Source organism: Pedobacter sp. UYP24 (genome assembly GCF_054057295.1).
In genome coordinates this window covers 103,094-127,608 of the sequence record NZ_JBSRZD010000010.1, presented here as the reverse complement: position 1 = coordinate 127,608, position 24,515 = coordinate 103,094, and the positions used below count along the sequence as shown (strand labels likewise).

General features: G+C 39.7%; 16 protein-coding genes. 2 read left to right on the top strand and 14 right to left on the bottom strand.

Annotated features, from left to right (window positions below):
* Positions 1-21: 21 nt before the first annotated feature.
* The gene (locus tag ACVWYN_RS15895) at positions 22-1,473 is read left to right on the top strand and encodes a bifunctional 2-methylcitrate dehydratase/aconitate hydratase (protein WP_457289865.1); all 1,452 of its coding nucleotides are present in this window, start codon (positions 22-24) and stop codon (positions 1,471-1,473) included.
* Between the two features lie 12 nt (positions 1,474-1,485).
* Here the strand turns inward: ACVWYN_RS15895 and ACVWYN_RS15890 are convergent, their stop codons facing one another.
* The gene (locus ACVWYN_RS15890; RefSeq protein ID WP_457289864.1) at positions 1,486-1,947 is read right to left on the bottom strand and encodes an Lrp/AsnC family transcriptional regulator; all 462 of its coding nucleotides are present in this window, start codon (positions 1,945-1,947) and stop codon (positions 1,486-1,488) included.
* A 292-nt stretch (positions 1,948-2,239) separates the two neighbouring features.
* Here ACVWYN_RS15890 and metE point away from each other — a divergent pair, with 292 nt between their 5' ends.
* Complete coding sequence (gene metE, locus ACVWYN_RS15885) at positions 2,240-4,546, top strand: 5-methyltetrahydropteroyltriglutamate--homocysteine S-methyltransferase (protein WP_457289863.1); 2,307 nt, start codon at positions 2,240-2,242, stop codon at positions 4,544-4,546.
* Here metE and ACVWYN_RS15880 read toward each other — a convergent pair.
* The 13 genes from ACVWYN_RS15880 to ACVWYN_RS15820 form a co-directional block, all read right to left on the bottom strand.
* Positions 4,543-5,937, bottom strand: coding sequence for a voltage-gated chloride channel family protein (locus tag ACVWYN_RS15880; RefSeq protein WP_457289862.1), 1,395 nt, complete (start codon positions 5,935-5,937; stop codon positions 4,543-4,545). The genes metE and ACVWYN_RS15880 overlap by 4 nt on opposite strands.
* A 127-nt stretch (positions 5,938-6,064) precedes the next feature.
* The gene (locus ACVWYN_RS15875; RefSeq protein ID WP_457289861.1) at positions 6,065-7,534 is read right to left on the bottom strand and encodes a PAS domain-containing protein; all 1,470 of its coding nucleotides are present in this window, start codon (positions 7,532-7,534) and stop codon (positions 6,065-6,067) included.
* A 129-nt stretch (positions 7,535-7,663) separates the two neighbouring features.
* Complete coding sequence (locus ACVWYN_RS15870) at positions 7,664-7,990, bottom strand: metal-sulfur cluster assembly factor (RefSeq protein WP_457289860.1); 327 nt, start codon at positions 7,988-7,990, stop codon at positions 7,664-7,666.
* Complete coding sequence (locus ACVWYN_RS15865) at positions 7,987-9,240, bottom strand: hypothetical protein (protein ID WP_457289859.1); 1,254 nt, start codon at positions 9,238-9,240, stop codon at positions 7,987-7,989. Before ACVWYN_RS15865 ends, ACVWYN_RS15870 begins: the two co-directional genes overlap by 4 nt.
* 5 nt (positions 9,241-9,245) lie before the next feature.
* Positions 9,246-10,061: a DUF2249 domain-containing protein gene (locus ACVWYN_RS15860; RefSeq protein WP_457289858.1), complete on the bottom strand. Its 816-nt coding sequence runs from the start codon at positions 10,059-10,061 to the stop codon at positions 9,246-9,248.
* A gap of 10 nt (positions 10,062-10,071) precedes the next feature.
* Positions 10,072-11,031: an iron-sulfur cluster repair di-iron protein gene (gene ric, locus ACVWYN_RS15855; protein ID WP_457289857.1), complete on the bottom strand. Its 960-nt coding sequence runs from the start codon at positions 11,029-11,031 to the stop codon at positions 10,072-10,074.
* A gap of 40 nt (positions 11,032-11,071) precedes the next feature.
* The gene (locus ACVWYN_RS15850) at positions 11,072-12,313 is read right to left on the bottom strand and encodes a hypothetical protein (protein WP_457289856.1); all 1,242 of its coding nucleotides are present in this window, start codon (positions 12,311-12,313) and stop codon (positions 11,072-11,074) included.
* Positions 12,314-12,397: 84 nt separating this feature from the next.
* Positions 12,398-13,180, bottom strand: coding sequence for a hypothetical protein (locus ACVWYN_RS15845; protein ID WP_457289855.1), 783 nt, complete (start codon positions 13,178-13,180; stop codon positions 12,398-12,400).
* Between the two features lie 151 nt (positions 13,181-13,331).
* Positions 13,332-15,089, bottom strand: a complete 1,758-nt coding sequence (locus ACVWYN_RS15840; RefSeq protein WP_457289854.1) for an alpha-L-rhamnosidase-related protein — start codon at positions 15,087-15,089, stop codon at positions 13,332-13,334.
* Positions 15,090-15,117: 28 nt separating this feature from the next.
* Positions 15,118-18,399 (bottom strand): glycosyl hydrolase, encoded by a 3,282-nt coding sequence (locus ACVWYN_RS15835; RefSeq protein WP_457289853.1) that lies wholly within the window; start codon positions 18,397-18,399, stop codon positions 15,118-15,120.
* A 200-nt stretch (positions 18,400-18,599) separates the two neighbouring features.
* The gene (locus ACVWYN_RS15830) at positions 18,600-19,676 is read right to left on the bottom strand and encodes a phosphatidylinositol-specific phospholipase C1-like protein (RefSeq protein ID WP_457289852.1); all 1,077 of its coding nucleotides are present in this window, start codon (positions 19,674-19,676) and stop codon (positions 18,600-18,602) included.
* 62 nt (positions 19,677-19,738) lie between these two features.
* Positions 19,739-21,328 (bottom strand): RagB/SusD family nutrient uptake outer membrane protein, encoded by a 1,590-nt coding sequence (locus ACVWYN_RS15825; RefSeq protein WP_457289851.1) that lies wholly within the window; start codon positions 21,326-21,328, stop codon positions 19,739-19,741.
* 24 nt (positions 21,329-21,352) lie between these two features.
* Positions 21,353-24,355, bottom strand: a complete 3,003-nt coding sequence (locus tag ACVWYN_RS15820; protein WP_457289850.1) for a SusC/RagA family TonB-linked outer membrane protein — start codon at positions 24,353-24,355, stop codon at positions 21,353-21,355.
* Positions 24,356-24,515 lie beyond the last annotated feature (160 nt).

Here is a 24,515-nt window from a genome sequence, read left to right as displayed (position 1 = left end):
TCGTAAAATAAGCTATATAAAATGTCATCACACATCTCCAATGAAAGACCACAGGCAGATCAGGTATTAACTGATATTGTGGACTATGTATTGAACTTTGAAATAAAAAATGAACTTGCCTGGAAAACGGCACAATATTGTTTGCTGGATACCTTAGGTTGCGGACTGGAAGCTTTAACCTACCCTGCCTGCACTAAGTTATTAGGTCCGATAGTACCCGGCACCATCGTTCCCAATGGCGCAAAAGTTCCGGGAACACAGTTTCAGTTAGATCCGATACAAGCTGCTTTCAATATTGGTACAATCATTCGCTGGCTTGATTTTAATGATACCTGGCTGGCTGCAGAGTGGGGCCATCCTTCTGATAACCTTGGAGGTATATTGGCTACCGCCGATTGGCTTTCAAGAACTGCCATAGCTAATGGAAAACCGCCATTGATGATGTTGGATGTATTGGAAGCCATGATCAAAGCACATGAGATACAAGGCGTATTGGCTTTAGAAAATTCTTTCAATAAGGTTGGCCTAGATCATGTAATTCTGGTAAAAGTAGCATCAACAGCTGTAGTAGGCAAACTACTCGGACTAAGCCGTGATGAATTGATCAATGCTGTTTCGCTTGCTTTTGTAGACGGACAATCTTTAAGAACTTATCGCCACTCGCCAAATACAGGTAGTCGTAAATCCTGGGCAGCTGGTGATGCAACCTCTCGTGCAGTGAAACTTGCTTTGATTGCCAAAACCGGAGAAATGGGCTATCCATCTGTACTTACCGCTAAAACCTGGGGCTTCTATGATGTCTCTTTTAAAGGTAATGAATTTAAGTTTCAACGTGATTACGGTTCTTATGTAATGGAAAACATCTTGTTCAAGATATCCTTCCCTGCGGAATTCCATTCTCAAACAGCAGTTGAAGCGGCAATGACCTTACACGGACAACTGCAGTCACATCATAAAACTACAAATGATATTAAAAAAATAACCATCCGTACGCATGAAGCTGCCATCCGCATCATTGATAAAAAAGGTGCTTTGAATAATCCTGCCGACAGGGATCATTGTATTCAGTATATGGTTGCTGTTCCATTGATTTACGGAAGGTTAACTGCTGCTGATTATGAAGATAACATTGCAAATGATAACAGAATTGATGTATTGCGTGATAAAATAACATGCGTGGAAGATATCCAATTTACTAAAGATTACCATGATCCGGAAAAACGTTCTATTGCCAATGCAATGACGGTGGAGCTTAATGACGGAATGGTATGGGATGAAATTATAGTGGAATACCCTATAGGACACAGGCTGAGAAGAGCAGAAGGAATACCAGAGCTTCTGAAAAAATTTAAGGTTAACCTCGCCAGGAAATTCCCTGAAAAACAACAACATGCCATACTGGATATCGCATTGAATTACGATAGGTTATCAACCACAGCAGTTAACGAATTTGTTGACCTGATGGTAATTTAACTCAAGGATTGACTAAAACCCGATGTTGTGGGTGTTTTTTATTTCGGCCATCACAAAAGTACTATGCGTACTGCCTATGCTTTCTACAGAACCCAGTTTATTGAATACAAAATCCTGGTAATGCTTCATATCTTTTGCGTACACCTTAAGAAAGAAATCATAGTCGCCCGAAACATTATAACATTCCACCACCTCATCGATCTTTAATATATCGTTAACAAAATGATGTCCAATGGTTCTATCATGTTGTTTAAGCTTGATGTTGCAGAATACAATAAATCCCTTATTGAATTTTTCAGCATCAAGCACTGCGATGTATTTTTTAATGTAGCCGCTATTTTCTAGTCGCTTTACCCTTTCAAATACTGGAGTTGGTGAAAGGTTTACCTGGGCTGAAAGTTCCTTTGTAGTAAATTTTGAATTGTTGCTTAAGATTTTTAATAGCAGTAAATCGGTCTCATCTAAGTGATCCATAGAATAATTCTCTTTAATCACCTCAAATATATGGAAACAATAGATCAATAATCTGTATTGTAGATTAATATTAGATATTTCATCTTAATAATTAAACAAACACAGCTTTAAAATCCAATATTATACTTTTGTAAAGAATTTATAACTAATAGCAACAGCAAATAGTTCTTTGCATCATTCTACAATTGGAAATGCTTCCTGATGAAAATCGGGATGAGCTTGTTCCTAAATACATCAAGAATAATCCAAGAACTTTTGACAATGATGATTAACCATTTAAAAAGTTAAGTAAATGCAAACGCAAAATTTAGGCTATCCAAGGATTGGAAGCAACCGACAACTTAAAAAAGCCAGCGAACAGTATTGGGCTGGTAAAATTGACTCAAAAGAACTTAACGCAGTTGCCCGTAAGTTAAAGGAAGAAAACTGGCAGACACAGCTGGATGCAGGGATAGACCTGATTCCTTGTAACGACTTCAGTTTCTACGACCAGATGTTGGACATGCATCTTTTATTGGGCGCTATTCCAAAACGGTATAGTCCGATATTGACCCAGGTGAAGGGTAACCAGGAACTTGATCTTTATTTTGCAATGGCGCGCGGTTATCAGAAAGATGGTTTGGATATTACCGCTATGGAAATGACCAAATGGCTGGATACCAATTATCATTATTTGGTGCCTGAATTTACTTCCAATCAGGATTTTAAAATCTTCTCTGAAAATGTATTTGGGGAATATGATGGTGCCAAAAAATTACTTGGAGAAAAAGCAAAGCCTGTATTGATTGGTCCGGTAAGTTATTTGCTACTCGGAAAAGAAAAAGAACAGGGATTTGAACGTATTGACCTGATCAAACAATTGGTGCCGGTTTATGTGGAGATTATCAACAGACTTAGACAACAAGGCGCAGTATGGATACAGCTGGATGAACCTTGCCTGGCGCTTGATTTATCTAAAAAAGAAAAGGAAGCTTTCGATTTTGCTTACCGTTATATTGCCAAATGCATAAGCGGGGTTAGCCTTCTGGTAGCTACTTACTTTGAAGCCTTACTAGACAATACTGAACTAGCAGTAAACCTGCCTATTGCTGCTCTTCATGTGGATTTGGTTCGTGCCCCAGAACAGTTGGAAGAAGTATTGGCCTTAATACCTGATCAACTTAAACTATCCATTGGTGTAGTGGATGGCAGAAACGTTTGGAAGAACGACTATGAAAAATCATTGCAACTGATTGGAAAGGCGGTAGATAAGCTAGGTGCCGACAGGGTAATTATTGCTCCATCATGCTCCTTGTTGCACAGTCCGATTGACCTGGAACTGGAGACTGCAATTGATCCTGAAATCAAAAACTGGATGGCTTTTGCGCGGCAGAAACTGAATGAGGTGAGTGAATTGAGTCAGATCGTTCAAGGAAACTTAGCTTTATTGGAGGCAAATAAAAAAGCCGTTGAAAGTAGAAGAGCATCAAAAAAAGTACATAAACAAGCTGTTAAAGATCGCCTTGCAGCGATTACTGAAGCTGATTATATCCGTAAGAGTGCCTTTCCTGTGCGCCAGCAACTGCACCGGGAACGTTTCAACTTCCCTCCTTTCCCAACAACTACCATTGGGTCTTTCCCACAAACAGATGATATCCGTCTGCTGCGTGCAAAATTCAAAAAAAGTGAGCTCACACTGGAAGAATATGAAAAAGCAGTTGAAGTGGCGACAATTGAAGCCATCCGTTGGCAGGAAGAGATTGGTATCGATGTTCTGGTACACGGCGAGTTTGAACGTAACGACATGGTAGAATATTTTGGCGAACAGCTAGATGGTTTCCTGTTTACCAAAAATGGTTGGGTGCAAAGCTATGGCAGCCGATGCGTTAAACCCCCTGTTATATATGGCGATGTTAGTCGCCCTGAAGACATGACCGTACGCTGGAGTAAGTTTGCTGCTGCGCAAACAGCTAAACCAATGAAGGGTATGTTAACCGGACCAGTAACCATTTTACAATGGTCGTTTGTTCGGGATGATCAACCAAGATCGGTGACTACCAACCAGATTGCATTGGGTATCCGTGACGAAGTAGTGGCATTGGAAAAGGCCGGTATTGGAATTATACAAATTGATGAAGCGGCTATCCGTGAAGGACTTCCATTGCGTAAAGCCAAGCGTCCGCATTATTTAGATTGGGCAGTGGCTGCATTCAAGATTACCGCTGCTGGTGTACAGGATAAAACGCAGATCCATACGCACATGTGTTATAGTGAATTCAATGACATTATTGAGCACATTGCCGCCATGGATGCAGATGTGATCACGATTGAAACTTCACGTTCACAAATGGAATTGTTGGAAGCATTTGCCCATTTTGAATATCCGAATGAGATTGGTCCTGGTGTGTATGACATCCATTCACCACGTGTGCCAACCACTGAAGAAATGGTTTCACTTTTAACGAAAGCTGCAGCGCTATTGCCTGCCCAAAACTTATGGGTAAATCCTGATTGTGGTCTAAAAACACGCAAATGGCCAGAAACAAAAGCTGCCCTGGAAAACATGGTAGCCGCTGCCAAACAGGCGCGTGAAGAGATTAGTGTTTCAAGTGTGATCTAATCTTTCTTTTTAAAGGTTAACCGGTATTTACTAAATTTCTGGTGCAGATAACCCCGCCGTTTTATTGCTTCAGCCAATGATGATTCGTTGGCTGAATTTTCATCAAATATCTTGGGTATCGCAATTTTTTGCGCACTATAAATACCAGAATGTCCGCTAAAAAAATAGGCGGTAAAGCATGCAACAGCAAATAATAAAGCGTGCTCACCCCCAAAAAGTTCGATACCCATAAAAGTACAGGCCAAAGGTGTATTGGTAGCCCCAGCAAAAACGGCAATAAAACCCAATGCGGCAAATAGGCCTACGGGTGCGTCCAAAAGCGCTGACAAAGTATTACCCAAGGTTGCACCTATATAAAACAATGGCGTAACCTCGCCACCTTTGAAGCCAGTAGCCAGCGTTACACTAGTATAAACTGTTTTCCATAACCAGCTCCAGGTATCTGCACCCCCCGCCTGAAAGGCTGACGGAATGGTTACTGCACCAGCATGTTCTGCATCAATCCCTAAGCTCAGATAATCCGGCTTACCATTAATAAATGTAAGTCCGATAATGATTAACCCACCAAAAAAGGGAATCATCCATTTGTATTTAAAAACCTTTTGGAAGATGGTTTTGATCTCCTGCACCATCCCTGAAAACAAGTAGCTGGCCAACCCAAACGCAGCTGATGCCAAAATCACTTTACCTAGTAGCAACACATCTGTATAGAGAAAACCGGAAAGAATGAAAGGTGCGGATGTAAAATGAGCGATATGGTAATGCGTATGCTGGACATTCCATGCAGATACGGTCATATCACCAATAATAGCGGCAATCAATGCAGGCAGTAATGCATCGTATTGGATGCGACCAATAGTTAATACTTCCAATGCAAAAATAGCTCCCGTTAGCGGTGTACCGAAAACTGCTCCAAAACCTGCTGCCACCCCTGCTGTAAGGATCATTCGCATGTCTACCTCTTTTAAATTGAACCACCTACCATATAGGGCCGCAATACTACCGCCGATCTGTACGGCTGTTCCTTCACGACCTGCCGAACCACCAAATAAGTGGGTAATAATAGTTGTAAAAAGAATAATCGGCGCCATCCTTTTAGGAATACCTCCTCCTTCCTGGTGAATCTGCTCTATGATCAGGTTATTTCCTTTTTCAGAAGATTTACCTACAAACTGGTAAATAAAATGGATCAAAACCCCGGCAAGCGGAAGTAAAAACAGCAACCAGTTATGGGTAAAGCGAAAGTGAATGGAAGCGCTCAGCAGCCAAAGAAAAAAGGCAACTATGCTACCTATAACTAATGCCACCGGTACAACCAGCAAGGTCCACTTTAGTAACTGCTTTATAATGCTGTAATGTTCTTTAAAAGTGATTTTGTCCGTCAGGCTCATTTAGTTAAAATGTAATCGAGTTTGATCGAATGGTACAGTATTCGACTAATATCGTTATTAAATTCCCTTTTTTTATTTACACCGGGATTTTCAGTTTATCAGGGGATAAAAACAATTTAATGAGATACTATTCCTTATTACCCAACGATTCAGTTCTTCTTGAAATTGTTCTAATCTGTTCATCAAGCTCATTTGCAGAGATTAATAAGTAATCCAACAGTTTACTATCCAATACATCATCGCCAGTGGTGTCTTTTATCAAATCGATAATTCCCATAATACGGCTAAGTGGTGCGCGGATAACGTGCGATTGCGACCAGGCTATTTCCTTAAAATGCTTCAAGTGCCGTACTTTCTCGGTATTATCCAGACAGGCGCCAATCATTTTGGTCGGTTTTCCACTTTGATTGGTGTTAAGCTTAGCCCAGGACCGCAGGTAACGTATCTCTCCATTTGAGCGGATAATCCTTTCTTCAAACTCCGCATCAATACCTGTTTGCAGGACTTTCTCGATCGTTTCGCGTACTCTTCTGCGATCATCGGGATGCAATAATTCAAGGTAATCTTCAAAAGTAGCTTTGATATGATTGGAATCCAGTCCGTAGATTGAATAGAGTGCGGGCGACCAGGAAACAACATTATTTATAATATCCCAGTTCCAATTGCCAAAATGTGCCAGCTCCTGACTTTGCAGCATCAATAAGTTGGCATCTCGGATGATCTCTGTTTTTTCCCTATTTTCAAGTACTCCCCTCAAAAGTGTTGTAGCACGTTCCATCACCTGTAGTTCCTCTTCACTAGGTGATCTGGGCTCACAATAATACATCGCTAATGTGGCAATAACTTCTTCATCTGCATTGATGATGGGATTTGACCAGCATGCTCTTAAACCGTTACGGACTGCGAGATCGCTATAATCTTTCCATTTTAGATCATTCGCAATATCACTGACGATGACTTGCTTTTTTAAAGCTGCCGCAGTGCCACAGGAACCTACTTGCTCACCAATTTCCAGATTCTCTATGGCAGCCATATAATTTTCTGGCAACGAAGGAGAAGCACCATTTTGCAGTCGACCATTTTTTAGTCTTAGAATAGAACAACGCATTTTCGGAAATAGTTCTTCCAATCCACTTAGATAGGTCAAAAACAGTTCCTGAAGAGAAATGTTGATATTGAGTGTCATGGCTGAAACGCGTTCTTCCAATTTCTCAAGAAGACTCATCCGCTTAAAAGCGGTAGTTTCCAACATGATACCTGTTATAAAAGCCTTACCATAATTATCGCTTAGCAGACAAACATTATCTCTAATCCATACGATATTTTCGTCACTCCTAATCATTCTATATTCAAAGGAATGCGCTTTTCCCGGGAATCCAGATAAATTAAGGTATTTAGCAACTACGGAAATATCACCAGGGTGAATTCGGGATTCCCAAAAACCTGGAACAGTTCTCCAAGATTCAACAGGGAAACCTAAAAAATAACTTTCTTGATAGCCAATAAAATTAAATCGCTCCATATCCAGGTTGGCTTCCCACACTATTGCTCCCATCGACTGCAGTAACGGGTACAAGTGTTTGGGGATATTTTGCATGTTAGTTTTACCTTTTTCGATTAGCTAAACCTAAAAATAGGAAATTAATTCCAAAAACAACGATTAACCAAATGAGTATTCCACATGATTTAACCAAGCTATTCATTTATTTAAAAGATTAACAACCCCTTACCACCCCAACTCCGCTCTTCCAGCTTCACTGATCATATCTCCAGACCACTTTGGCTCGAAGGTAATGTCGACAGTTATTATGGATTCTTTAAAGGCCTCTTTGGCAACTAATTCCACAGCTGCTTTAAGGTAATCAGCAGCTGGGCAGGCAGGTGTTGAAAGCGTCATCAGGATATTAATGTTATTTTCAACTATAGTAATATTGTAGATCAGACCTAGATCAACCACATTAAGATCAAGTTCAGGATCTTTCACCGTCGATAACATACCCATTAATAGGCATTTGTCCTGATAGTGTTGGTCGGTTATATTTAATGGTATCATTTCCTCAATTTATTTACAATATGGAATACATGGAAACAGTATAAAATCGATGCAGTTGTCATTAAAGCAGATCCGGGATACATCAGCCATTGGTATTTGAATAATATGCCAACCAGAAATAACAGGAACCCAGGTAGATATAGATACATTTGAAAGGTGACTAGTTTCTCCTTATAAAGATCTTTAGGTTGTAGTGTAGCTATCGTATTTGGCTTGTTTAAGTGCATCCAAACTATAAATGGGAGTGTTTTAAAGGTCTGACCCATAATTAGAGTAGTGATAAAACCAGCAAAAAATGAATATCCATAAGCCAGTATAACTGAAACTGGTGTATTATGGAAAAAAAATGTGACTGTTACTAGTAGCAAAAAAGGTATAGTAATGCCTCCTATTGCGATGAAGGTCATTTTCATTCCAGCATCCATCTTTTTACGAATGGCACTCTTGTAACAGTTAACGACGAAAACAGAATAGCAAGCTAAACCAGCGAGCAGGAATGCAATGTAAAAAAACATTCCGCTGGCAGTTTGAAACAGCATTCCGTCTCCTAAAAATAGCAGTAGCGCAAAGTTGATTAGGTAATATGCAGCCGTTAAATAGGATTTCTTTTCCTGTCTGCTCAATAAAAACATCGGGATAAGCCGGGAACTCACGCCGATAATCAAAAGCAGGAACCATCCAGCCATACCTATTGAAGCATGAACTTTTAAATACTGCAGGTGATTTTCTGGAAGAAGGTTAAAACGAAAATTGAGAAGTAACGTAATACCAATGCTTGCGGTAACAATAAGCCATAAATGGGCAGTAACAATATAATCTACAGCAATATTACTTACAGATTTTCGCATCGTCAGCACGATATTGATCACGTGAATTATTAGCGCAATACTGATTAGTATTGCGCCGGTAAAGATCATTAAACCGAATTCAAATATCAAAAACGCATGAACCAGCAAACAGGTACCAAGTACAAATAAAATAAAACTTACGACTGGTAGATGGTTGCTATACAACTTCTTATCCCCTATTACAGGTATCAATTGATTACTTGCGCCCATAATGATCATGGTACCCCAACCTAAAACGGTAAGGTGCGTAATGGCCAGTAAATGCGGCTGAAAAAAGTGACCATGAAAATCTGCAATGGATAATGAAGTCAATATATTTATTCCAACCAGGCTAACGGAAGCTGCCAAATAATAAGGTATGATCGTCCGCTTGCCGGGGATCTGGTGTGCAGGTATTTCCATTGATCTTATTCTGGATAGATAAGCAGGATAACCTCTTCTTCGGTTTGTTTATAGGTATAATAAAAATGGCGTTCCTTTAGTTCCGGCAACAAGTAGACAGGAACCTTTTTATGGTGGACATATAAAGCTTTCCCATTGGAAATCTTATCTAATTGATCTAGTATGGTAATCATCGGCTTCGGCATTTCCAGTTCACGCACATCAATAACTATAAAATTACCAGTATATTTTTCCAGTATCTCATTGAAAATATCGTCATCTGCTTCTTCAACATCAGCAGGCTTTGAATCAGCAATTGAAGTGATGTAGGTTTCAATCAAATCAGCATCATTATTTCGCACATTAATATGGAAATTTTGCCTTTTTAGGATATTAATTAGCGGAACCGGCTCGAAGGAGTTGACTACGAGTAGGGTCTTACCTGTTCCAAGCTTTGAAAGCTTTTTCATAATATTCTTAAAAGGATCTATTCCGTTCGCAAGATCAGCGCGCACATCATAATTTTCATCATAAGGAATTTCATGTTTCAAATCAGAAGAAATATGAATATGGGTAGCAGGTATAATTTCTGGCGATACGCCTGCTACCCTATAGTTTTGCTCGATATCAAAACCTATATTTTGTAAATTGTTCAGTATACTTTCAACACTGCAATTCCCAATCTTAGCCGCGTCTGCTACCGATGCATAAGATGCCAGTATTTTACGGAGTATGGGGTTCTTTAATTTTTTAAATAATGGATTAAGGTCTATTAAAACATCAATGGCCCGCACATCGAATTTCACGATAGCACCTATTTTGGTATCCGCATTAATGATCATCTCTTAATGATTAAGCTTGTTCTAATTCCACTGCTTTTGGGAGCAAAATGTTGTTTTCCAAATGAATGTGCATATGAAGGTCATTCTCAAAATCTTCTAGTTTTTTATACAATAGCGCGTAACTGCTACAAGCATCTTCAGGAAGTGTATAATTGTTAGATAGTATTTTGATATCATCTGCCAGTCGGCCAACCACATCATGGTCATTTTCCATAATCGCGATCGGCTCTTGCACAGAACCAAACTCTTTTGAAGATACATTACTGTCCAAACTGGCACTTTCCAATTGTTTGATATAAGGAAATAATATTGCTTCTTCTTTCTTCAAATGCAGAAGTAATTCATTGGCCATGGCAATTACATTATTTTCAATCTGTAAAAGTTCAGGATATGTTTTACCGTGGCGTTTGGCTACCTTTTCACTCAGTTCCAGCAATATTGGTAAATTGTTTTTCACATAAGAATGGTGCACATTAACAATATAATCTGCAAGAAAGGCCAGGTTCCAAGAATCAAAATCGTGTTGAGGTGCAGCAGAAGATGTATTAACTACTTTTTCCAGCTCTCGCCTTACGTGGAGAACATCTAAACCCTTTTCCTTGCAGGCGGCTTCAAGGCTCTTTTTACCTCCGCAGCAGAAATCCAAACCTAATTTTTTGAAGACTTCTGCTTTACGCAAGTCTTTGCTTACAATTTCACCAAGTGTTTCAACCTGTGCTCCGAGATCATTTTTACGGATCTCTACTTCCCATATCTCAGGTCCATTTAACAGGTAGGTCCATGCAAAACAATTGCCTCTTTCACCAATTAGTTGATAGTATAATGGTTTGGGATCATGGTCGTTGTGTATAACAAATGCGCTGCCAGGCAATAGTTTATCAAAATGCTCAAAAATGGTTGGGTGTTTTAAACGTGGTTCGATGATAGTTACATCTAGTACTTCAATTTGAAGTTCGTCATGCTGATTCATATGCTATATATTTATGATAAAAGATTAATTGAATTAAACATTAGGGTAAAGGCACTGGCTTTCGCCAGTTATAATTAACAGCCGCGACGGAGATCATCAGCGCACCGGCAAATAGAAAAATAGCAGCTATCCATAATAAAACGGGATAGTAAGGATAATTCAACATCAGCATAGCGGAAAGTCCCTGGGTCATTAAGAATATTTCGTTACCAATTACGGCCAAGTAAAAAATTGCAATACCTGTTTTGGTCAACCTATTGTCGCTTTTAAAATAGTTTTGCTGGAGCAGATGCCCCAAAAGGAATAGCGTAATAAACCCCAACATAACCAGATGCAGATAGCCAATGATTACCGACCTGTTTTCAAAGATAAGGCTACCAAGGGCTGGAAAAACGATACCTATCTGCATCGCTGTTTTAAGCAAAAATGCAATCATGGAAGTACCAAGAATGATCTTAGTGAACAATGGTATATTGTTAAAGGCAGCGCCAATGGATCGCACAAAAAATAAAAAATAGAACAGGACAAGAATTAATAGTAAACACCCAATAAAAGCCAACGACCGGATAGTGAGGTTTGGATAATGCCATAAATAAGACAGAAAAAGTGTAGGGACAACAGCTATAGAAAGAACTATTGCAAAGCGCTTGGCATTGCACCTGTCTACTACAGAAAGTCTGTCGTTTAACTGATTGAAAAATAGAGCAAATACCCCCAAGGTGAAAAAGCCATTGTATTGAAGGTGCAGGTACGAATAGATTGCATCTTTATAGGTCAGAAAGTTTACAGAATGTGTTGCCATCATATAGGCAAGTGTAAACGGGCCAACTGAAGAAACACAAAGTGCGGCCAATGCCACAGTGCATAGTACTAATGTTGTTTGGTTGGGCTTGATTTTGATCAGATCGAGAATAAAAACCCAGCTAAAAACGTAGGTAATCAGGATAAATAAAGTAGAAAAGGAAATAGAAACAAAACCATATCCCTGAAATGGGAAACTAAAAAGCATTCCTGTAGCGGTCAATAAAATACCCATCAGCAGGTATCTATATTTTGGATGACGGCAAAAGCTTTCCGGAAGAATTTCATAAGTGAATAGCGTAAGAATACAAAGTGTAATCCAGCCTCCGAAAGCGAAATGGGAATGGGCATTGAGGATAAATTTGAAATTGATGCTGGGTATTGAGAACAGGATCTTACTGCGCAAAAAAACACCCAGTAATGCAACAACAGTAAGGTTGATGAGGCAAATTGTGATCCAATTGTTCTTTGCTTTTAGCATGGTGTTATTTTACCATGTAAAAGTGCTGGAGATTAGCGCTGTCCTACGTGATCGACATCATGTTTAAATATGACATTTATCAAATTATCTCTTACTTCCCAGTAAAGACATCTTCAAATCCATTAGATTGTCAATATTAGGCTTTATTGTACCTTTTAATGGATTATCCATATCTCTAATAGTATGTATTGAAAGTGTAACCAGGACTATGAATATCAGGGGAACTAGTAAATGCTTTCCACCTTCATAAAAACCATTCATAAAGCCAACTAGAAGGCTGATTAATAAGGAGGCAGATATCAGTAATATAATAATTAATAATGGAGCTCTTTCTTTAAAGGAATAGGTAATGGCGTAGAAGCTGGAACTTAAATTATTGTAATAGGGAAACAGTCCCTGAAGCTGAAGTTTTGAATCAGGGTTTATATTACCTATTCTGATAAGGCTAGTTAGGTACTGTCCGTTAAGGTGTTCAATTTGCGTTATAATTGTTTCTGACTTTTTATAATCACTAGTAAAATAAAAGGATATCTGCAGATCAATGTACGTTTTAAGAAATTCATTCGTGCTGTTTTTATAGTCAGCAGAGCAAAGTAAGCTCTGCCTGCGCAGATTGGCAATTGCATCCGCTTCTTTATGAATTATTGAAATACGTTCCCGCATTACATTATTGGTTGAAAGAAAGGTAAAGGATAAAAGCAACGCAAAAAGTCCAATAATAGGCCCCTCTGTCCCAGAAGGCGTCCATATTTTGCCTTTATTTTTATAACCTTTTTTAGCAATTAAATACCCCCAAATAAGTGTAGTGGTAAGTAAAATTGGGTACATTATTGAAAATAGCGTAGAGTCAATAAAATAGTGCATCATTTAGTATGCTTAATTTAAGTAAGCTAAAATAATATTATTTTCACAGCATTGTATTAACTTTCATTACTGATTATCATGTATGCAAGGATTACCAGTAAATGGGCGAAGATAAAATAATGTACAGTTTGGGGATTACTTCGGGTTTATTTTCCTAATGAATGATTTTAACACCTTTTGGTGCAAAAATTTCTGATTTAACGTGCCCATTTGCTAGTTTGGTATGTTTGACTTTTAAAATACCAAAAGGGGTAGGAAAAGTGCCTTCAGCAAATTTTAGATCACCTAAATGCGGTTCAATTTTAATCTCTTTGCAACCAGGCGCCATCACTTTTATTCCAAGTACATGCTCCGTAAGCCAAGGTGTTGGTCCTGCTGCCCAACCATGGCATAAACTTAAACGATAGCCTATATAACAATAAGCTCCATAAGAAGAATGGATGTCTTTTTTACCTTCTGGAACTAGCTGATCAATACGGCCTGCATTTGGTAACCAATCCATGTTGAAATCTTCCCAAAATGTGGTAGCTCCCAGCTTAATCATCGCTCCCCAAAACTCACGAATGGCATCTAAAGAACCCTGATAATCACCCGCTTTAGCTTTTGCCTGTAACATATAATAACCATAAAAAGTAGAGAAATTCTTCACTCCATCCACCCCAATTACTTCTTTGTTTACTTGTTGGGCAGGCATTAACCCAGAAATTGCCAACAATGCAGCGGCTTGCTTAGATTGACCTGGGTCAGGAACATTTTTTTTCAGTCGACTCACTGCCTCCTCACATTTTTTCACTGTTTCCTGATCTTTTAAAATGAGACTTAATTCCTTTCCGGCATTTAAAGTCATTACCAATAATGCCTGTAAGCCAGCATGAATGGCCTTGGGATCTTCTGATGATGGCCAATCTAAGAACCTACCTCCTTCTAACTTTTCACTGTTGTTATTATCTATTTTTGATATCAGCAGGTTAAGTAATCCTTTCAAATAATCCTTTTGTTCTTTCAGGTATTTTAGGTCTCCATTATGCATATACCAATCACGCTGAATAACTATCCACCACATAGAATAGGGAACCATTCCATTCATATAATTGGGTAAAGGTGTAATATCACGAGCAAGATCTAAACTTATAGGAACTACTGGATTATTGCCAAAAACAGCTGCAATGGTAGAGGTTTCAGGGTGCATATCTCCCATCCAAACCAAGCGATCACGTTTTATGCCGTCCCACAAATAATCCTGCATATTTAAATGAACGGTATAAGCACCAGTTAGCCATATTTTATTTAATAAGCTATCGCTTGAATGGAAAGAACCTAGATAAGGGATGTCTCTAAAATTAAAAATAGCCCTTACCTCTTTCAATTGCAATTCGGTGTTATCATCTAATAAATCTATTCTTACAAACCTGAAACCAGTGTTCCCTACCTCTAACTTACCTAACCATGGAACCTCAACAATCATATCGCGCATGGCATGGTCATTTGTAGCATTGTGTACGGGCTCTACATCGCTCATCGCTTCTGAAGCCGATTCTCCAAAACGCACGCGTAACCTTACCGGTTTGTGATTTGGATACATTCCAGTAATGAGCTGTAAGCCACCTTGCAATTCCTTTCCAAAATCTAATAGTAAAGCTGGATGAAGGTCTTTGCTGCTTTTAAAGATACACATGTTGCTGTTGGATAAATCTGCTTGGCCATTGCCCGCCTGTAATAATCGTTTTTCGTTAACGATATCGGCATCAGGCGTTTTCCAAAGTATCTTTTCAGGAGAGAGGTATCTCCTTGTGGTTGATGTTGTGGTTGCCTCTTTGGATCTTTCAGCAGAGAAAACAGGTGGAAGTTGCGCCGAAGCACCGTTAATGATGAGTAAAAGTAGGATGACAATGCTTGCGAAATATTTTACCATGGTAAGGAGAATGAATTTTAATATTTTTTTATTGATAATTAACTGTTTCCAGAACCACTGGCCCCATTAAACCCGAAGGTTGCAACGGATCACCTTTTTTATAAGGATTAAAAGTTAACCAGGTTTTTCTTTCTGGTTTTGACATGTTAAGATCCCCAATAATTCTGTTCATCCAGTTATTGGTTACACTTATTTCCAATGTATTATTCCCAGCCTTTAGCTCTTTGGTAATATCCACGTGGTAGGGATAAGTCCAAACCCCTCCTACTTCAACACCGTTAATCTTCACTTTTGCTACAGCGATGATTTTACCTAGATCTAAAAATACTTTTTGATGATCATTAATATTAGAAAGCTTAAACGTGTTATGATAGACAGCCGTTCCAGAATAATATTTTATATTCTCTTCCGGACGTTTAGTCCAATCCGTTAATTTTTCAAAGGTTACAGGTTTGGCAGGCCCCCATTTTGGGTTGAAATCTACCTGCCATGGCCCCACTATAGGTTGCATACTTAATGGTTCAGGGAAATTGGCCAACACATTTTTTGTTTCTGGGTTACCTTCTGTCGGTTTTCTGAAAACGACAAATGCACTTTCTAAAGGTGCTAATTTCATCGGAATCGAAGTACCACCATCGTAGAAGCTATATGCGGGAAGGGCTCTCATTGAACCATTGATGGCATCCCATAGTTCCGGGATTTTGCCTTTAACCCTGAGTGTTGGGTTTATTGAAATCGTTTTTTCAGTTTGGTTGGAAATAAAATAAATATCTCCGTCATTTAATTTTCTATGAATAAAAAGCGTAGAATCTTCTCCTTCGGTTTTATAGTCTGGCACCACTTTAATCAAGCTTAAAGCTTCCTGCATATTCATTCCATCTATCACCATTCCCTTTCCATAGTGGTTAACCTTTATTGAATGTCCATTTATATTTCCCCAAAGTTCTGCGGATAACTTTTGTATTTCTTTATCAGCAATTGGATAATTTTCAAGGCTAGGTGAACCATCAGGTTTTGGCCCTAAAACCACCGCCCCTTCTCTAACCAATTGAATAATTTTTTTCAGCACTTTAGGCCGCATTGTTTTTAATTTGGGTAAAACTAAAATGCCATAATTCATTCCATCTGGAAGGGTTAATCTTCCATTCTTTACCTCCATTCTATTTTCTATCACTTCAGCATTCATATAATCAAAAGAATAACCACTTGGAAGTTTTGGATCCTGGGTGCCTGTCATCTTAGGCGCATCTTCTCCAATAAAATAAGCTACATCAGCTACATAAGTACCCTGTTGCAACATGAAATTGCATCTTTTAACGTACTGGAGAAACATATCCATATCATAAAACCAGGTGTTCTTACGATTAAATTCATTGCCAAAGGGCGCATTTACACCAGGCCATTTATCATCATAAGGTTGTTCGATAAATAAATGCAGTAAGGTGTTATTAATACCTTCTGTAAAAAAACGATCACCGCGCTGCTTCATCATTTCAGGATAGCGGGCAAAAGTTTTTCCACCAGCAGTAAAAGATTCTGCAGAAACCTTTGTTTTCCCATAAATATGAGCAGCAGAAGATGCAGCTCGGTTTTCTATATTGCCCAAATCGCCTTCGCTCCAGAATTCACCACCAATTTCATCAGACTGACCGCCATACATTAAGAATGTACTCGGAAATCCCCAATGGCCATAATTTTCTAACCAGGTATGTAAACCATGCTGGTGGCTTACTTCACGCAAACCTGCTACGTATTGATATGCAATTTCATTGGCAATAAACCGTCTCAAATCCCACAAGAAACGATCAGACTTTTGTTCACTTCCAACAACTAAACCATTCATTACCGGTAGATAAGGAAGGGGACTGTAACTAAACTGCTTTTCAAATTTTTCAATCATGTTGTCAGTCCAGTTTTGACCACCTGTTTCATAACTATCCTCAACGGTAACTTTCCATGTTTTACGATCTGCTGCTGGGATTCTTTCGATGATCTTACCGAGGAACGCATCGAAATGCGCTGCCACATGCTTTTTGCTCATCTTATCTACTTCTAGACCTGTTCCTTCTGGCGAAGCAGGACTGTTATGCACTCCAGTAGGCGTCATTCCTGAGCGCATGATGATCCATTTACCACTCGGCACATTCCATTTTAATTTTCCATCAGTGCTCATGTATTTGGAAATATCAATCACTTTAGAAGGATCAATAACAAGGTCTTTTTCTTGAAATTCCGGCTGGATGCCCCATTCATAAGATCCCCAATATGGAAAAGGTGTAGGAAACATTTTGGCCAATGTTTTCTCGGCATAATCTTCCACCCGTGGTGAGGATGAAATTTTAATTTCTCTCAATCCGCTACCATCTGGGGACACATCTTTAAAAACAATGCGAAATTCCTTTGAAGAAGTTTCTGGAATGGAAATAGAAGCAGGTGCATAGGGATCAAATCCAACATTTAGAGCGTCATTACTTCGATCAACTATAAATGATTTTAAGGTTTTGAAATTCCCATTATCATTTGCCTGTACCTCAGCTTCCATTTTCATTCTTCTGTGCGCAGTATAGAAGGTGATACTTCTTGCAGTAAAAGGTTCCGCTGTTTTAAAATTTAAAGTAAAATTTCTTTTTGAAGGAATAATTATTTCTGTAGTTGTATCGCCATCCATGCAATTTTTAATACCGTTAATCGCTGGTGAAGAAGAAATTGCTGGATTAAAATCACTTATTGTTTTTTCAAAATCTTTTGGAGCGGGAAAAGCAATGACACGAACATCTTCAAATTCTTTAATAGGTTGCTTTAAGTTTATCTCTAATTGTTTAGGTCCTATGGCCTCTATTTTTGAAGAAGTAAGATAGCGCATGGCTTCGCTCGGTTTTATCCAGGGGCCACCCGACTGGCTCCATCCAGGACTATTGAAAATTCCAATTTCAATATTCAACTCGGTAGCTGTCTTTAAAGCAGCGTGAATAATATCCCACCATTCATCAGATAAAACTTTAACTTTTCCGTAGGGTACTTCATCCAGTCCTATGTTGCCGATAAAAGCCCTGTTGATTCCTACTTTTTTCATGGCATGAAGATCTTTGATCACACCTTCTTTAGAAATATTATCGGAAATCCAATACCAGTAAACACTGGTTTGTACAGAATCTGGAATATGTTTAAAGCCCTCCTCTATATTCGCCAACGGGATTATGGTGGTTGTTTTAAATTTTTCAGCTGCTCTCTTGGTACTGCATGCTAAAAAAAGAGCTATTAAAACAAAGAATATTAAGATATTGGTTCTGTGAAATGGGAATTTCATCATCGTTTGGTACTTGCTTATATTTGGTTATTACTAAATGCCAAAATAGAATAAAGAAAACAAAGAACTATCCTGTACTTACCCGCTTGATTATATATCGATACCCCCAAGCCATAAAAGATCTTTACGCCTGATCTTGCGTAGCTACTTTAGCAAGCATCGATTAAGAAAGTATTGCGACCATGAAGGTCAATGTGGTAATTTTAATGCCCGCCGGTAAACAACGGGTTGTTTCTCAAATAGCTGCCATCTGCAAAGCTGATGATGTAGTCAGATTTAAAGTGGGTACTTTTTTTATAATAATCGGTAGAAATGATCTGCGCACCGGACTGCTGGGCTGCCTCGAAGCTGCTTTTATCGTTAGCCCTTGCTTCTTCAGTATCGCTGTCTGCACGGGTACGAATGATGTATCCTTTTTTTACCAGCGCGGTGATTTGTTCCTGCTGTTTTTTGGCGTTGTTCATTACATAAATAGCAGATTCGGGTAAACCTGGCTCCGAATTGGTAAATAACAACCTGCCTTTTAAAGATGGGTGGCCTGCAATGTAAATGTCGATTTTAGGTTTTGACTCATCCAGCAAAAAAATGAACTTACCTTTGGCTTGTTTCAAAGTAGGCCAGTTTTGGTGCAAAACGGCTTGCTCTAGCGTCTTGTATTTTCCACGCACATGATCCGGTATTAGCAGATGATTCATTCCTAAATTGTCGGCAATCTCTTTGTCCAGCATATCATAAATGCGCGAGTCGAATTTATCAGGGATTGTAAAGCCCGGTTTCTTTATAGCCTCATCTTTAGCATTCATGGTGATGAATACAGGGTTATGACCTGGATGTGCGTCTGACCATTTTTTTAACTCCTGCAAAAATTGTTTAAATGTTGCGCACTGGCTTCTGAAATCGATATCCTGGATATGAAAAACTTTAAACCCAGGCTGCTTCATCACTCCTTCAGTATCAAAAGCAGGCTGACCAGGCACCCAATCCAAGCCTTTCGGATGGGCATATTTGCCACCAAGCGTATCGGCATAAACATCTATCTCCAAGTCCAGCAAACCCAGATCGAGTTGCTCGGTAAGGCTGCTGTGCTCATAATCTATCTTGCTCATCGACACGGAATCAAGGCTATTCAACATTTTAAATAACCTGGGGTCGATCGCTTTTTTATAACTGTTGTGTGAGCCGATTAACTGCACATGATTTATAGGGGTATTATCTCCTGGATTGTCAATACCGGTAAGCGAGCACACAGCAATCAGCAATAAACCTAATGTAATTTTCATGGTGTTGTAAATTTAAACAGCCCCGACTCAAGAAAGTTGGGGCTGTTATCGTGTTTAATTATTTATTGATAACCGGGATTTTGTATCAGTTTTGGGTTTAGTTTTATTTCCTGTGAAGGGATCGGGTAAAGCCTGCGGGTTACATCTTTGTTTAAGGTAAGCACGTCGTTTGGTAGCGGGTATTCCGTCTCGAACTGTCCAAAACGGATGAGGTCATTTCGGCGCCATGCTTCCCATGAGAACTCACGGGCACGCTCGTCAAGCAGGGCATTCAAATCGATACCAACAACTGCAGGCGCGCCGGCTCTTGCACGGATTTTATTCACCAATACATCTGCAGTTTGTAATTCGCCATTAATTACGGTGGCTGATGCCCCGCGTAGGATTGCTTCGGCTTTCATCATCATGACATCAGCCAAACGTAAAACAGGCACGTCATTTCCGTTTAAACGGGTGGCTTGAATAATAGTTGGATCCGGGTAGTATTTTATTGAACGTACACCCTCCGACTGGCTGGCTATTGAGTTCCCCAAGTCCATAGGTTTGCCTGGAACTAATGTCAGCTTAGGCTCAATGTAGATCTGCGTGGTGCTGCCTGGATAATAAACCGGTTGGGTAGTAAAACCACCGCTGCCATCTGGTGCAAATTGCGGTCCGGCGAGCCAGGTTTTGGTACGTACATCTCCAGGCAGGTTAAACCTGTTGTAAAACTCGGGCGTGGTACTCATGGCTATACTTAAGCCCACGTTAAAGCCATAGGCGTTTACCAGGTAGTAAAAGAAACCAAAACGGGTAAACTGGTTTCCCGGAATTTGCTGATCGTATGGAATGGCGAAAATAGTTTCGTTGATCTGCGGACCGTTATTGGGTAAAAATATATCGCGAAACTTAGCATCCAGGCTGTAGTTGTTGTTCTTTAAAACACTATCAGCCATAGCAACGGTTTGGGTGTTTTTAGCTATACCTGTGTACACCTGTGCGTTCAGATACATCTTTTCTAATAAAGAAAACACCATTGCTTTGGTTGGACGACCATAGTAAAGTGTAGCATTGGCACTGTTTTTTGCCGGTAAAAGCTGAACTATACTCAATAGTTCGCTTTCTATAAACTGGAACACTTTTGCACGTGATTCAGTACCGGGTTGGTTAACAACAGGAAAATCAGTAATGATTGGAATATTACCATACAGATCCATCATAAAATACATGTAAAGCGCCCGCATTGCCTTTATCTCAGCAATGGTGGCTTGCTTTTTAGGCTCTGGTGATGACGAAGCATTCACAAGGCTAAGTATACGATTACAAGTATTGATACCCCCGAAACCCCATTGCCAAATGCTTGTGACATTAGGATGGTCAAATGTCCAGGAGTGGTAGTGTAACTGGCGATATTGACCACCGTCATCAAAGTTACCATCTCTTGCAGGCAGGATAGCTTCATCGGTAGAAAGCTCCTGCATTCGCCAGTAAGGTACGGCATACTGAGACGACAGGTTAGAATAAATAGTTCCTAATAAGGCATTGTAATCTCCATCGTTAACCGGGAAATTCGATTTAACGTACTGAGATTCTACAGGCACATCTAATTTTGTACACGAAAAGGTGCCAACCAGCACGGTTATCGCTGTACATAGTATAATTATCTTTTTCATCTTTATAAAGTTTATTTTATGTTATTAAAATGCAGCGATTATACCAGCGCTGAAAGTACGAGTTTTAGGATAAAAGTCTTTGTTATCTATACCCGGGGTTAGACCACCGATATTGATCTCCGGATCTACACCGCGGTATTTGGTGATCACGAATATGTTGTTACCTGATAAATACAGGCGGATGCTTTTAACACCTTTAAAGGTTGGCCTTATGGTGTAACCCAAAGTGGCGTTATCTAATCTCAGATACGAGCCGCTTTCCAAAAAGCGATCTGATACCAGGTAGCCGTTAACATCTTTAAACGATTCGCCTAAAGTAAATCTTGGGATATTCTGGAATTTAGAATCGGCAGGGTTGTTTAACGATGCAAGTGTTGCATTCAGTATCTGGTTGCCATACACGCCGCGTAAAAGGAAGTTAAAATCGAAGTTTTTGTAGTTAAAGCTATTGCTCCAGCCGTAAATGAATTTTGGTTGCGCGTTTCCTGTAATGCGCTGATCTGTGGTAAGTGGCTGACTTGCAGTTGTTGATCCATCAGCTTTTTGGTAGGTGCTTACACCGTTTGCATCTTTACCCAGGTAATGCCATAAGTTATAAGTTCCTATTGCATAACCGGGCTGTATTACTTGGCTGCTAAGGAATGATTGCCCCTTGCCACCCAATTGTGCAGTAAGGATATTGTTAACCGCGAATTGCGCATTTGACAAGCTTTCTACAACATTTTTATTGTGGGCTACGTTGAATGATGTGCGCCAGGTAAGGCTTTGTGTTTTTACTGGAGTGGCATTTAACACCACCTCGATACCGCTATTCTTTATTTTACCAACGTTAGCCGTTAGCAGGGGGTAAAAGTATTGAGTGGTAGATACCTGATAAGTGTAGATCAAATCAGAAGTTTTTTTGATGTAGTAATCTACCGAACCACTTAAACGATTGCTAAATAGACCAAAATCCAAACCAATGTTAGTGGTGGCAGTGCTTTCCCATTTCAGGTCGGGGTTATCGTTACGCACCGGGCCAATAGGGTTAGTTATCACGCCATTGTTAAGGAACTTGCCGCCACCCGGAGGGATGCCGTAGATTAATTGTGCTGTAAAAGCATCGAAGCCAAGGCTGTTACCCGATACACCGTAACCTGCACGCAGTTTCAGATCGCTGATCACCGGAAGCTGCTCCATGAATTTTTCGCTGATGATCCTCCATCCTACTGAAGCAGCCGGGAAATAACCGTGGCGCTGGTTGATACCAAAAGCCGATGATCCATCCTCTCTTAAAGATGCCTGCAAAAGGTACTTATCATCATATTGGTATTGCACACGGCCGTAGTAAGAGATCAACCGTAAAGTAGAGATGTAGTTGGGGTCGAATTTAATTTGAGCCAGGTTGCTTGGGTTAGAAAGGAACAAATTATTAAACGTTAAATTATCGTTTGAGAAACCTTGGGTTTGTACCCCAAAGCCGTCATTGGTACGGTCCTGCTGATAAGAGTAACCACCCAATAACTTGATGGAATGCAAACCAAAGTCCCTGTCGTAGTTCAGGTAAGCTTCCACTACATCACTGGTGTTTTTATAAGCGGTGCGGTTGGCTAACCCACCCAAACCTACTGCAAGTCCGGATTTGCTGTTTAAATACGTATTAATACTGTTTTGGTCTTTTTGGGTTGATCCGTTTAGCGTAAATTTTAAGCCTTTTAATATATCAACCATAGCAAATCCATTGATAAGCGTTTTGTTATTATCGGTTTTGATGAAGTTGTTATCAATAAGTGATAGCGGGTTCAAAGTACCGCTACCTGTGCGGGCAAAATTTTCTTTGTAGCTGCCATCGGGATTAAACGGACTAACGGTTGGCAAGTAAAACAGAATACCCGATAATACTTGACTCTGGACAATATCATCACTTTTTGTACCGCTGTTGGTAAGTGTAACGCCTAGTTTAAGCCTATCATTAAAAAAACGTTGGTTGACGTAGCCCTTAAATATGGTACGTTCTAAGCTGGTGTTCTTAAGTATCCCGTCGTTTTTAAAATAGTTTACACTTGCACCATATTCGGCATTGTTGCCTGCGCCACTGTAGGCCAAATTATGATTTTGAGAGTAGCTGTTGCGCTCAGCAAGTTTTTGCCAATTGGTATTGGATCCGTCATCATCCAATGGCTTAGCCAAAGGCTTTACGCCATTATCCAACAAATATTGACGCAACTCGTCTCCGGTTAGCACATCAATTTGTTTGGATACCTTTTCCATAGCTCCGTATGCGCTGTAAGTAAGCCTAGTTTGACCAACTCTCGCTTTGCGGGTAGTAACAATTATTACACCATTTGCGGCTCGCGAGCCATAAATAGCAGTTGATGATGCATCTTTCAAAACATCAATACTTTCAATATCTGCGGGAGCAAGCAAGTCTATAGAAGCACCTGGCACGCCATCAATAACATAAAATGGCTGCTGTGCCGCACCTTCGCGCAGCGTAGAGGGGCCACGTAGAATAGTAGCGGGCTGTTTATTTGGGTCTCCGCTTTTTGTAATGTTTAAACCAGCAACTTTACCCTGCAAAAGTTCGGCAGGGGTTGTTAACACACCTGCGTTAAAATCTTCAGCTTTTACAGATGTAATCGCACCGGTAACATCTTTTTTGCTGGAGGTTCCATAACCTATCACTACAACGTCTTTTAATTGGCGTGCATCGGGCAGCAGGGTGACGTTAATCGTGTTATCGGCACCAACTTTTACATCTTGAGAGATACTGCCAATAAAGCTAAACCTTAAGGTAACAATGTTGCCGGATACGCTTATGGCATATTTACCACTTGCATTTGTGATCACCCCTTTAGTGCTACCTGTAATAATTACAGAAACACCTGGTAATGGTTGATTTTTTTCGTCGGTAACGGTACCGCTAACGGTACGCCCGGTTTGGGAAAATGCTGGCAACACACTAATGATCATAGCGCAAAAAAGCATTATCCACTGCCTTGAATGATAGTTTTTACCATTAATAACGCGCTGGTAGATTTTTTTCATAAATGAATTATTTTTTGTGGAAACGTGTATCCCTATTAAATTAAATGCAAAGTAACAGCGGCTTTGTTAGCAAAATATCAACTGCCCATTAGCTTATTAATAACATTAGTAATGGATCTGGGATCTTTGATTAACTAAAGACCACCGTGTTAATAATATT